This is a genomic window from Candidatus Vicinibacter proximus (genome assembly GCA_016713905.1).
Lineage (GTDB): Bacteria > Bacteroidota > Bacteroidia > Chitinophagales > Saprospiraceae > Vicinibacter > Vicinibacter proximus.
The window spans coordinates 1,049,373-1,062,097 of the sequence record JADJOE010000003.1 but is presented as its reverse complement, the minus strand read 5'-3'; the positions used below and the strand labels follow the sequence as shown (position 1 = coordinate 1,062,097).

The 12,725-nt window shown below is 33.7% G+C and carries 10 protein-coding genes; 7 read left to right on the top strand and 3 right to left on the bottom strand.

The window, feature by feature from the left end:
- Positions 1–95 precede the first annotated feature (95 nt).
- The 3 genes from IPJ83_12720 to IPJ83_12710 form a co-directional block, all read right to left on the bottom strand.
- Positions 96–1,805: a tetratricopeptide repeat protein gene (locus tag IPJ83_12720; GenBank protein ID MBK7881411.1), complete on the bottom strand. Its 1,710-nt coding sequence runs from the start codon at positions 1,803–1,805 to the stop codon at positions 96–98.
- A gap of 65 nt (positions 1,806–1,870) precedes the next feature.
- Entirely contained in the window at positions 1,871–2,476 is a 606-nt protein-coding gene (locus IPJ83_12715; protein MBK7881410.1) for a hypothetical protein, read from the bottom strand.
- An 82-nt stretch (positions 2,477–2,558) separates the two neighbouring features.
- Positions 2,559–3,167 carry a hypothetical protein gene (locus tag IPJ83_12710; GenBank protein MBK7881409.1) on the bottom strand — a complete coding sequence of 203 codons (609 nt, stop codon included), beginning with the start codon at positions 3,165–3,167 and terminating at the stop codon, positions 2,559–2,561.
- A 587-nt stretch (positions 3,168–3,754) separates the two neighbouring features.
- On the opposite strand from IPJ83_12710, the gene IPJ83_12705 reads away from it, so the two are divergent.
- The 7 genes from IPJ83_12705 (at position 3,755) to IPJ83_12675 (ending at position 12,665) form a co-directional block, all read left to right on the top strand.
- Entirely contained in the window at positions 3,755–5,782 is a 2,028-nt protein-coding gene (locus IPJ83_12705; GenBank protein ID MBK7881408.1) for a caspase family protein, read from the top strand.
- A gap of 9 nt (positions 5,783–5,791) precedes the next feature.
- Positions 5,792–7,336, top strand: coding sequence for a hypothetical protein (locus IPJ83_12700; protein MBK7881407.1), 1,545 nt, complete (start codon positions 5,792–5,794; stop codon positions 7,334–7,336).
- 20 nt (positions 7,337–7,356) lie between these two features.
- Entirely contained in the window at positions 7,357–7,944 is a 588-nt protein-coding gene (locus IPJ83_12695) for a sigma-70 family RNA polymerase sigma factor (GenBank protein ID MBK7881406.1), read from the top strand.
- A gap of 5 nt (positions 7,945–7,949) precedes the next feature.
- The gene (locus IPJ83_12690; GenBank protein MBK7881405.1) at positions 7,950–8,780 is read left to right on the top strand and encodes a tetratricopeptide repeat protein; all 831 of its coding nucleotides are present in this window, start codon (positions 7,950–7,952) and stop codon (positions 8,778–8,780) included.
- Positions 8,781–8,898: 118 nt separating this feature from the next.
- Entirely contained in the window at positions 8,899–10,362 is a 1,464-nt protein-coding gene (locus IPJ83_12685) for a hypothetical protein (protein ID MBK7881404.1), read from the top strand.
- Between the two features lie 126 nt (positions 10,363–10,488).
- Positions 10,489–11,637 (top strand): CHASE2 domain-containing protein, encoded by a 1,149-nt coding sequence (locus tag IPJ83_12680; protein ID MBK7881403.1) that lies wholly within the window; start codon positions 10,489–10,491, stop codon positions 11,635–11,637.
- Positions 11,638–11,735: 98 nt separating this feature from the next.
- Positions 11,736–12,665 (top strand): hypothetical protein, encoded by a 930-nt coding sequence (locus IPJ83_12675; GenBank protein MBK7881402.1) that lies wholly within the window; start codon positions 11,736–11,738, stop codon positions 12,663–12,665.
- Positions 12,666–12,725 lie beyond the last annotated feature (60 nt).

Genomic DNA, 12,725 nt, shown 5'->3' with positions numbered 1-12,725 from the left:
ATATTCCGGTTCATTAAATCCTAAAAAACAAGCGTTTTCAAGTAGCTTAAGTGCTTCTGGAATTTCATTTTTAATGGATCTGATGCAGGCAAGTTTTAAAAGGCTTCAGAATATTTTGGTTCCAGTTTGATGGCACGAATAAAACATGATTCAGCATCTTCCAAATTGTTGTTTCTTAAATAGGCAGTCCCAAGACTGTTCCATGCAAAAACATTAGTTTCATTTAACCTGGTTGCCATCTTGCCATATTTGATGGATTCAACAGGACTGTTTATGCTTAATTTACTCAAATTGGAATAGGGGATACTCCAACCCGGAGTCAGAATTATCGCTTCATGGAAATATTTTTTAGCCAATTCAGGTTTATTCGTGCTGGCATATATGTTGGCAATTTCATTCAGAATAAAAGAGGCCTCAGGTTCAAACTCCAATCCTTTTAATTGCAATTCTAATGCCTCGTCAAATAATTTTTTCTTTTTAGAATCAATAGCTTCAAATCTTTTATTCAAACCCAAAAAATAGTATTTTTTTGCTTCCAAAATATTATACATAAAATTTGGCTTTCCAGTCAACTGAATAGATTTCTCCAGATATTCCGGATATTTCCGATATTTATCTTTAAAATTAGTTCGCCTAAGCAGCTCTTTTGAATCTGCATTCAGATAGGCATTTATAGCTTGCTGTGTTTCATCCTGCAATGCAGCACTTAGCTTTCTTCTGAAATCAGAAATCAATGGTTTCAATTCTTCATACAGAGCCATGGAATCCAGGATTAGTGTGGCGTTTGGCAGATCGGGCGCCATTAAATGCCCAAGTTTTATCGAGATGAGAAAATTTTGGTATAAGTCTTGAATGTTTTGATTTAATAGAGATATGATTTTTTGTTCTTTTTCTGTGCCTTCTGATTTTAATATGGAAGGAAAGTTAGGGTCTTTATGATTCCTAATGGTTTTAATTAACGCAACATCCACCTTGGCAATCTCATCATTTGATTTTGAACAAGCGAGGAAAAGTAGACCGGGCCCTGTCTCTTTAGGCACTTTTAAAAAGTTAAAATAATTGCCAAGTTCTTCAAAACTTACCCGGTCATTTTTATTTTGATCTGCTAATCCCAATAATGCATCCATCAGGTGATGGTTTAAATTTAACTTTAGGGAATTAAGTCCAAATAATAAATCTGCAGATTCATTAATCATGTGGTCGTAAAAGATCTCATTCTTAAAAAGTTTTTTTCTATAGACTTGAGGACTTAAACTTTCATGAGTAGAATGGTTATTACGGGAATAAAGATGATTAATAATCAGGTAAGGATTTTTTTTACTTTTAATCAGATGTGCAAAATGTTGCATCATTGGGTAGGAACCTGCTCTTATTGCATCAGAAGGAGTGTCATTAAAATAGAAGAAATCCGGAAGTCTGTCCACTCGTAAATTTCCGGCGCCATAACCTGAAAAATACAATATTAATTTATCATTTTTTGTAATGACTTGGGCTATTCTATTGATTGCGTGGGCCGTTCTTGAAAGTGTTGCTTGTTCATCAGTAAGTAGAACTACATTCTCCTGTGGAAGATTTCCACCACCATCGGAATAAAGCCAGGCAGCAAAAGTTTCTGCGTCTCGTCTGGCATCTTTTAAGTCTGCAATTGCGGGGTCCTGATAATTAGAAATACCCACGACAATGGCGTAGGTGTTGATAGTTTGAACAATTTGCTTCTGCTTATTAAATAAAGCATCTCTTTCCCTGCATTCAGATATTGCTATGTTAAAACAGATACTGAATACAAGGAAAAAGAAGCTTTTCATATAGTGATAGGACTGGGTCTTTTAAAAAAAAGTGTACACGCAAATTAATTTTTTAAGGCCTCAGTTTATTTGGAAGTCTGGTTGTTGCACCAGATCACTATATCTTTACAAGCAGTTTCTCTACAAGCTTGCCTTGGTTGCAATTGTTCTTCACAAGCGCAGTATTTTGCGGCATTACAAGGATCGGCACTGCTCATACTGTGGCAGAAATCATTGATGAGTTCAACCACACAAGCGGAAGGTTTTTTATTTAGACTTTCTCCTTTTGGCAGATTTGTGTTTCTTTGCAGGGCAAAAAATTCTGTGCCGGAACCAAGTTTACACGCCTGAGTAGCATTGTATTTTATAGATTTTTTAAAACCATCTGCATCTACTTTTTCAATTTTGTTATTGGCACCAATAATTACATATTTTCTGGGCATCAAGGCCCTTTTTACTTCCACGATTTCATTTCCACATTTGGAATAAATAATACCTGTGTAAATTAATTCTTCGGGATTTGCAGAACTGGAAGCCTCTATGACTTTTGGTTTGCTGGCCTTCATTCCTGGTTTGGTGGTTTGAGTCTGTGGAGGATTCTTTTTTAAGTCTTGAGACATGAGACCACCGGCACTAGCAAGTAGGATTAGACAGAATAAATGTTTTGAGTTGATAAACGATAAAATTTTCATAATTATTTAATGAATTAAAGGTTTAAAAAAAATGGATTTATTTTTTAATATTTGTTTGTTGAATGAAGAGTTATTAGTGGATTTAATCTTCCTTATAGTCGGGACAAATCATAATCATATCTTTACAACCGGGGTTACCGCACGCTCCATAGGTTTGTCCTTCGCAAGAGCAAAGAATGGCACTGTTGCAATTTTTTGCATATCTTTCTAAGTTGCAATCTTTGGTCATTTCATAAGTGCAATTGGTAGGAATTGCTCGGGATTGTAGTTTGCCTTGCACATTAGCTTCTTTTGAAAGTGAGATAAAGAAATATTCTTTTCCTGCACCTTCTGGTTCTTTGCATAAGCTGGATGGCTTGTAATTCATGGCAGTCTTAAATCCTGCCACATCTACCTTGCTGACTTTATGATCTGTTCCGTAAGTTACAAGTTTTCTTGGCAAGGCCGCTCTTTTTACTTCTCGCAAATCTTTTCCGCATTTTACATAGATGAATCCTGTATAAACTAATTCATCTGGATTAAGAGACACCTCATTACGAAGTATTCCTTTTTTTGGTTTTTCTACAGATTTGCTTTCTTTTGTAAGGGGGGTAATTTTTTGTTCTTGAGCAAAAGTTTCATGGAAAAAGAATGATGAGAGCATTGCAAATGCAATGAGAAAAAAGGAACTTGATTTGGAATTGAATTTCATATTTTATGTTTTAAAATTTAAAGTAAAATCGTTGTTGACTTTTGAATCCAATATTTAAGAAGTGTTTGTTTTTGGTGTCAGGTTATCACTTTAAAGTACTTTTATTTTAAATGCTAATATTAATTTAAGAATATTATTTGAATTTATATTTAATTGGATTCATTCAACTTTATTTGAATTTAATAATTGCTATCATTAATTGAGTGAGTAGGTTTTAGAAATTTGAAGAATTTTCATTAGACGTGTCAATAAATTAGTTTATATTTTAAAATGTTTTATTAAATTGCTAATAATCAATTTGTTAGCTTGGTGTTTTGTCATTTTATTTTTTCTTAGAACTAAATTTGATTATTATAGATGCAATCTAAAATCTTTTTTGGAAAAAATCGAATTTTGCCGAATCATTAATTAATTCAGGGGAGGCTTGCAATTATTACCATAAATCCATGAAATAGGCTAATTTTAAACTCTATATCCATTAAATGGGTGGTTCTATTTATTCTTTACTAAAATTATTGTCCCAAAAGTGATAACCATTGCACTAAATAAGGTATACATGAGCGACAATAGATGTATATATTTGAAATATGAAAAAGTTTAATTTACTAACCGTTTTTCTAAGCTCTGCAGTCCTGCTTTTTACACTGCTCACCAACAGTCTTTTAGGACAAAGCCAGGTTAAGAAGGCTCTGCTCATAGGGGTAGGAAATTATCCGGAAACTGGTGGTTGGGCTTCAATTAATTCTGCCAACGATATAAAGCTGGTTAAAACTGCATTGGAAAGTCAAGGTTTTATTGCTGAGAACATAGCCGAAATCAGTGACTCAAAAGCAACCCGTCAGGGAATCTTATCTTCAATAAAAAACGATTTGTTGCCAAAAGTTAAAGCTGGGGATATGGTTTATTTTCAATTTTCTGGGCATGGTCAGCAACGACCAGACAAAGACGGAGATGAAATTGATGGATTAGATGAATGCATTGTGCCTTATGATTCCCCTAAAAAATTCCAAGCAGGAGTTTACGAAGGAGAGAATTTAATTACCGATGATGAACTTAATCAGAATCTCACAAAAATCAGAGAAAAAATTGGACCCAATGGTCAACTATTAGTAGTATTGGATGCTTGTCATTCAGGGACGGGTACCAGAGGAGCTGTTCTTGCCCGTGGAACGACTGAAGTTATGGCAAGTGATGAATATTTGAAGAAAAATCAAGAAGTAGTTCTGAAAAAGGACAACAATGATTTGCAGCATCAGGCTACCTCTCCAGGTAGTTCCGCCAAACTTTCACCGATGGTTGCTTTCTTTGGTTCTGCACAGAATCAGTTGAACTATGAAATGACTACCGAAACCGGTGAGCATTTTGGTTCACTTACTTATGCACTTTCAAAATGGTTAGTAAAGGCAAAGCCCGAAGAGTCTTACAGAGCGCTTTATGATAAAATAAGAGTTGAAATGAGTGTAATTGCTCCTCTTCAACAACCGCAGGCTGAAGGGGAGTTGGATCTTGAAATTGCAAATGGAAAGCTCTTAGGTAAGGCTTCGTATTTTCAGGCAACCAATATTTTTTCAGAAACTGAATGTAGCATCAACACTGGCGAACTAAATGGCGTGTTCAAAGGATCTGAAGTCGCTTTATTTCCACCAGACACAAGGGATATTGATCATGCTAAACCTTATGCTACCGGGAAAATAACCAAAAGCTTTCCAACCGTTTCTACCGTAACCTTGGACTCAGCAATCGATAAATCCATCATTAAATCTTCATGGATATATGTTACTCAAAAAAATCTTGGCGTTATTTCCATCAGTCTGGGTGTTTTTGTGGATGACATAGACCTTGCCAAACAAATAGAAGATATCGTTTTTTCTAAACCTTATATTAAAAAAGATCAGCTGGCACCCAAAATTAGTGTGCACTATGTATCCCATTCAAATGCTGAAGGCGCAATTGTGTTGAAGACCTTTGATAATTATACACTAGACAGTATTTTGGTGAATAAAATTCAACTACCAAAGAGTTTTACTTTTAAAGTGCACAAAAAATTAAAAGAATATTTACACGGTGATTTTATTCGTAAGCTTGAATTGGAAGGTTCTGATATAAAAGTTAGCTTTAAAATCATTCCTGTTGATAGTATTATTGACGAAAAAGATGTAGACAATTTAAGAAGTCTTAATATAGATGATTCAGGTTCAAAAAAATTATCTCTTAATGCGAAGGTGAAAATTTTAATCATTAATGAAGGGATTAAACCAGCATATTTTACACTGCTGGATGTTCAACCAGATAATGTAATCCATGTGTTACTGCCTACGGGATCAGCTACACCAGAAGAGATGCGGATTCTTCCTGATCAGAAAATATTATTCCCGGTTGAATTTGAAATAGGTGTGCCATTGGGTAATGAGGTCTTCAAACTAATAAGCTCTGATAAGCCTATTGACCTTAAAGCAACCTTAGGGACAAGAGGTGGAGTTCAACAAAGTCCATTTGAAAAATTGTTTAACGAAACTAAATCCGAAGATTTAATGCAAACCAGAGGTGGAAGACCAGTGAGTATTCCAATTTCTGACATAAATATTTATTCTGATTCATTTACTATCGTAAAATAAAATTTTTATATGAAATACTTTTTATTTAGCTTTTTTTATCTGATTATTCATTTGTCTCAGGCACAAGACCTACATATATATTACAATCTATATAGAGATAGTATATGGTACGAGAAAAATGGTAAGCTAACAAAAGATCTTGCCGTAAAGAAGGGAAAGCAAGTGTATCTCCACCTTGTAGAATACAATAATTACATTTATCAATCAGAAATTGTAACGACCTTTCATAGTACACCGCCTCCCGGTTTTGAGAATGAGTCCAATAGTTTCCTAGGTCTAATGCCAAGTTTGATTGGAAGTTTAATCCCTGGAGGAGCCGCTGGATTGCCCATGATGAATATGCCGGTATTTGGCAGTATTTTATCTGCCATGACAGCACCTAATGCCTTGACCCAGGCAAGGGGCGATCAAGAGGATTTGGAAGAGTACAAAGACCTGTTAAGGGAAATGGAGTCAGAGAGTTTTGAAATAAATAGTCAACTCACAGAGATAAATAAAAGACTTAAATCCTCCAGTCTTTTATTGGGAGACATGAGTTTTGTAAATAGTCTTTCTGTAAATCCCAATATTGCACCTTCTGTGATCAAAGAACTTTTAATGACCTATTTCAATGAAGCGCTTATGATTGAAGATGGTGCATCCTTTGCAATAAAAGATATTTCAGAATTAAATTTGAAATTACAAGAGCTGCCAATATTGCAGTCTAACGTGGCCTCAAAGGTTGGAGATTACAATAAGAAGTTATCGGAATTAAGAAGATTGCATAATAAACTCAAGAATTCGGATCACGGGATAGAAGCCCTTTATCCTTTGCTAAAGCAATACGATCAACAACAGAATGCAATTTCCGGATCGGTAGCCACATTAGAAAACAAGGTTGCAATGGTTAAAAATATTGGGGAAATTGATCATTTGAGTGCCATCCAAAAAGTATATATCAAGTATATGGAAACCATCAACAATAATTTTTCAATAACTTATCATACAGAAGCTACCAGTAAGTTCATCCTGTATGAATTGAAAATTTATTTAAGAGATTCAACTGTAAGTTCTACGCTTGCTCCTGAGAGCAGTCTTCAAATTTACAAAACGCTAAAACTTAAAATCAACACCTATGGAAATTTTGGAGTGTCCACTTCAATGGGCATTCAAGGGGCCGCATTCAATAATACTCCTCAAACTTATTATGTTCAAAACAATGTTTTGACCGCTGAAGATGCTGATAAGTATGTGCCTTTGATAAGTTCTATGGTTAATTTAAGTTATCAATTGAAATCTACTGTAACACCTGCCCTGTCACTCGGTTTTGGAGTACCTTTGACCAATCAGCAGGCTGCCGATAAGCTGGCATTTTTTGTTGGCCCAAGTATTATGATTGGCAAATCACAGGATCTTGTGATTTCAGGTGGGTTTATGTTTTCGAAGGTGAAGCGGTTATCTAAAAATTTTCAAGTAGGGGATGAAATTGTAATAGGAGATGGCATAATACCTACTGAAGGCAGGTTAGAAAGCGGATATTTTCTTGGGATTTCATACAATCTGGGCGGTAAATAGTCAAAATAATTAAAGAAATCATGAATCAGGTAAGTGATATGAATGAGATAAGAGGGTCATCTGAAAATCTAATGGATGAACAAATAGATATAAAAATTACCGCATTATATAAATCCTATTTTGCACTGGTAAGGCAGTATATAGTGAATAATAGCGGTACTTCAGATGATGCCAAAGATATTTTTCAGGAAGTGGCTTTATTGTATTTTAAGATGTGTCAAAAACCAACGTCAAGTCAGATCGTCAATGAAAAGTATTATATTCTAGGTATGGCAAAAAATATTTGGTTGAAAAAAATCAAAGAAAAAGGACGATATGTTAATGTAGAATTTAACGATCATGACGATTCCATTGCAGCCATTGATGAAATGCCTGAATTAATTCAGACAAATGCACTTATTGATATCGTTTTGAATAAATTAAATGAAATTAGTGATGAGTGCAGGAAGATAATTTATGGAGCGTTTTATTTGAAGCAATCTGCTGTTGAAATAGCGAGTACTACAGGATATAGTGAGAGCTTTATTAAAGTAAAAAAGTATAGATGTTTACAAGGACTCAAAAGGTTGGTGTCAGGGTCCACTGATTTTCAAAATCTTCAAACTTAAATGTTATGGATAAAAATATACAAATGGAAGAAGATATCGTCCGGTTTTTGGAGGGAGATATGAATGAGGAAGAATGCAAAATTTTCGAAAGTAGATTGGAATCTGAACCTCAGCTTCAGAAATTATTGCTCGAATATAGAACTATTATTGAGGGAATTGAATATTGGGGGGATGAACAAGTAAGAGCTTCCATAAATAAAATTCAAAAAGACTTGGAAGAGAAGAATTTCTTTAAAAATGGAAAATCTGTTTCTAGCGGAGGGAGATCTGGTGGGAATTTAATCTCCATGAATGGCTTTAAATATTTAATTGCTGCAGCGATTTTAATTGCTGTATCTACAACGGTATTCATTTGGTTGACACCGGATAAGTTAAATGGTTCTGAATTGTTTGCTAATTACAATAAGCTTGACAGGGAGCAATTAAAGAAGGATATAGAAAGATTTAATGTTTCTGGTTTGATTTCAGGTATGCAAGCTGAGGATACCATTAAACAAGCTTTGATCTATCTGGAAAGTGGTAATTTTACCGAGTCTTTGAAACTTCTTGAAAATTTTAATGTAGATAAACCTGGAATTCCAATAGTTCAATATTACTTGGGACTTAATCATTTAAATTTAGGTAGGTTCGATAAGTCTGGGCCCATTTTCAAATCACTGTGTAGTCAGAAGAGTTTTGAATTGGCAAGCGATGCTTGCTGGTATTATGCTTTGCAGTTGATTCATAATAATGCTGATGTGGAACTTTCCAAATCAATTTTATCCGATTTGTCCTCAAGGGATACATATAATAGGGCTGCAGAGGCAAAAAACTTATTAAGCAAATTGGAACATTAAAGCCGGAATGGGGACTTGCAATAAATTTTATCTTTATATATTTCTTCTATTTTTTTGGAGTATCGGTATTAGTCATGGTAAACAAAATGATTATAAGCTAAATACTATACATAAGGTTTTGGTGCAATTGTATCATGCAGCCTCCATTCCCCAGATCTATAAGCCAAAGATTGCATTGGTTAAAAGCTCAAGCATTGGTGCTGTCTACGTTCCTGGAGAGCATCTCATTAGGGTAGAGGAAAAACTCTATAATATTTGTAGGGAATTTAAGAAGGACTCATTGAATGCTTTAGCTTTTGTAATAGCCCACGAATTAAGTCACGCCATTCAGAAGCACAAGAAATCCAATAATGAGTCTTCTAACTTTTTGATGACCAATGATGTTGGTAAGCATAAATATCTGGAGGAAAGGGAAGCCGATCTGCAAGGAGTTTTTATATGTTACCTTGCTGGTTTTAAACCATCATCTATAATCAAAAGTTTGATCAATTCAATTTATGAAAAGTATAGCTTGAATAGCGCACATCTTAACGGCTATCCTCCAAAGTCAGAACGAATAAAAAGTTCAGAAACGGTTTTGGAAATGGCAAACGAATTAATTCAATTGTATGAATGTGCCAATATACTGGTTATGTATACAGAATATACATTGGCTGAATTATGTTATAGATATATTTTGAATAGATATCAAGGCGCTGAAATTTATAATAATCTTGGTTTGGTTAATGTATATTTGGCTGCCCAGTTATATGATGAAGAAAAGGATATTTATGCATATCCTTTTGAACTAGATGTTAATTCCAATTTGTCTAAGTTGCAAAAAGCAAGAGGTCCCATTTCTGAGGAAAACAAGCTCATCAGAAAGCAATACCTGGATCGAGGAATTGAATTATTTAAAAAAGCTTTGGAAATTAATCCCGAATATTCTATTCCTGCAATTAATTTGATTTGTGCATTGAATCTAAGAGGAGAATATAGGGATGCGATTAACTTTTTTGATAAATATGCTAAATCGAATACATTAGTTGAAAAAGAAAAGTTACTTAAATTAAAAATGGCTGTAGGCATTAGCTATGCATTACAGCAAAACAGTCAATGCATGATTTACTTTAATTCAATCATAAAGTCATCAGCATCTAACTTAAAAATTCAAACGTATTACAATATTGATGTTTTTAACAAATGTGTCATTAATGCTGCTACTTCTCTTCCTTGCACCCAATTGGAAACTGTTCAGTCATCTGAAGATGTTTTTTTAAGTTTGAATGATATTAAAGTTAAAAATTGTGTGTTGGATGAACGTAATGGAGGATTTAGATTCTTATATCAAATTGACGATCAATTGATTAGATATCAATTTCAAGCGCCAACTGGACCGGTGCTGAGTATTCGCAGGCAGATGGAACGTTCCAATAAAAAGACTAATTTTAAGTCCTTGATGGAACAGGCAATTGGAAATCCCAATCATTTTTATGCGCAAACAACCTATGGAAATTATTTGTATTGTAAGCAAACGGAATTAGTATATTTGCTAGATCGGAAGGGAGATTTAAAAGAAAGAATTACAACCAAACAATTTTGATTTTTTTCTTTACTCCAATTTTATGGATGAATTAATTACTATTTTTTGAATCAGTTTAAGTATTATCACGGCTTTATTTTTTCAATAATTTCTGTATTATTTTTATACTTATTGCATCATTTGCCCGTGAATCAATTATTTATCGACCCTTTTAGTGAGGCGATAAAGCATCAGGATTTAATAGATGTTTCATTCTCAAAATTTAGAGATCATAATGACCCTAAACTTTTTGATAACAGAATCTTTGTAATAAATACTGGAATTACGGACAGGAAAAAAATTGCAAAGACCATTAATTTTCTTTCAAGTAGATCAACTAAAGTGATTGGTGTGGATTTACTCTTTGATACCTTGTATTCAACTCCTGATGATACACTCTTAAGTATTGCAATTGCTAATTCTTCAAGAGTAATACTTGGGTTCTCCTTTGAAGAAGCAAAGATACCTTATCATTCCACTATGGAAATGCATAGTCATCCTTTTTTTGCAAATAATGTTAAAGAAGCCTATTTCAATCTGGCTACAAATGATGGCTTCTCTGTGCGTACTTTTGAGCCTTTTCATATGGTTGAAAATACTGAAATGCCTTCTTTTTCAACAAAGATTGCAATGGAGTATGAACCTGAAGTGTTAGCCAGACTTAAATCCAGAGGAGTGGATAAGGAATGGATAAATTTCAGAAGAGTGCAGCCTGGGATATCCAACATGATTTTTCCCATTAACAGTGGTCAGAATTCTCATTATGCATTAGTTAATATAGATCAATTTCTTGCAGATACCAGTGCGTATGAAGAAGAATATTTCAAGGATAAAATTGTGCTGATTGGATTTTGTGGAGAGCATGATGGGTCACTATCTATGAAGGATAGGTATTATACACCCTTAAATGAAAGATCTTCAGGTAGATCAGTTCCGGATATGTTTGGTGTAATCATTCATGCGAATATAATTTCTATGTTGTTGGATTCAGACTTTATTGATGATGTACCTGAATTTTTATTATATCTTTTTGCTTTCCTTATATTTTTTGTCAATTACTTTATATTTTTAAGAGTTATTGAAAGAAAGTTTTTTTTCACAGTTGCGTTCATAAGACTAATTCAGATTTTACAATTCATTTTTCTATATTCTGTCTGTATTTTGTTATTATGTGTTTTGAATATTAAGCTTGGATTTATTCTGATTATTACAGCGGTTATTCTATCTTTTGAGTTATTTGAATTTTATCAGCATCGGTTTAAACATAGGGTGAATAAAATATTGTCCACTTATTGATGAATTGTGAAACCACATTATGAATATTTTCAAAGTCTTGGTGATAACCTTTTAAAAATAAATGTACTTAAGTACATAGTATACTTAAATTAAAATTTATGGCACTTAGAGTTTTTTTTATATTAATTGTTTTTTTAACTGTTTTTTGTGGATTTTTAAGGGCCCAGTCTGTTGCCGCAGTTTTTATACAAGGTAATGTCAAAGTATTTAAGCAAGGCGAAAATGTCAACATGGCTAAAGCATTAGTACATGGCCCTTTATTACCTGATCAAAAGCTTATTGTGGCACAGAATTCCAAAGTTAAATTGCTAAAATCGAATGGTGAGGTTTGTGAGATTTCAAATGCTGGAACTTATACAATAAATTCTTTGAAGTTTATTGCAGTTCCGGAGAGTTCGATATTTAGTAAATTGGGCGATTATTTTCTTTCTTTTTTTACATCCCATACCTCCTCCGAAACAAAAGAAAATTACAGCAACACTGTTTTGGCATTTTCAAGAGGGGAGGATGCTGTTCCTATTTTGAATTTCCCTATGACAGGAATGATTTCTGCAGATTTGACAGGAATAGATTTTAAATGGACACACCCATGCGATTCTTGTAATTTTATTCTCCAGATATATGATTTTGAGTCGAAGGCTCTTGTTTTTCAGAGTTATGTTAATTCCGTTAACTATACACTCAAAAATCCTTTAAAATATCTATTTCCTGGTAAAAAGTATTTTTGGAATATTCAACTGGATAAAAGTGTTGTAAAATCTACTTCTTCAAGTTTCACAGTATCTAAGAAGGGAGATTTTAATCTTAAAGTTACAGAGGTCGAAAATAACCTAAATAAGGAGAAATTAAAATTACAATCCTTGCCACACACGCTAATGGTTATGAGTGCTTTGAGAGATAAAGAAATGATCAATTATGCTTTTCAGTTTGCTTCAATTTCTAAAAGCAAATATCCAAAAGATAAATTGTTGGCTGATTATTTGGATAAAATTTATTACACTGAGTTAAGTAATAGACTTCAACAATAACAACTCTAGTTTTTTAAGGCCTAAGTTGATTGGGACTTATTCGTTTGGTTTACAACTCAA

Excerpts from the sequence above, each read along its gene's own strand:
- IPJ83_12700 (MBK7881407.1), top strand. The coding sequence starts at position 5,792 with ATGAAATACTTTTTATTTAGCTTTTTTTATCTGATTATTCATTTGTCT.
- IPJ83_12715 (MBK7881410.1), bottom strand. The coding sequence starts at position 2,476 with ATGAAAATTTTATCGTTTATCAACTCAAAACATTTATTCTGTCTAATC.
- IPJ83_12720 (MBK7881411.1), bottom strand. The coding sequence starts at position 1,805 with ATGAAAAGCTTCTTTTTCCTTGTATTCAGTATCTGTTTTAACATAGCA.
- IPJ83_12695 (MBK7881406.1), top strand. The coding sequence starts at position 7,357 with ATGAATCAGGTAAGTGATATGAATGAGATAAGAGGGTCATCTGAAAAT.
- IPJ83_12710 (MBK7881409.1), bottom strand. The coding sequence starts at position 3,167 with ATGAAATTCAATTCCAAATCAAGTTCCTTTTTTCTCATTGCATTTGCA.
- IPJ83_12690 (MBK7881405.1), top strand. The coding sequence starts at position 7,950 with ATGGATAAAAATATACAAATGGAAGAAGATATCGTCCGGTTTTTGGAG.
- IPJ83_12675 (MBK7881402.1), top strand. The coding sequence starts at position 11,736 with ATGGCACTTAGAGTTTTTTTTATATTAATTGTTTTTTTAACTGTTTTT.
- IPJ83_12705 (MBK7881408.1), top strand. The coding sequence starts at position 3,755 with ATGAAAAAGTTTAATTTACTAACCGTTTTTCTAAGCTCTGCAGTCCTG.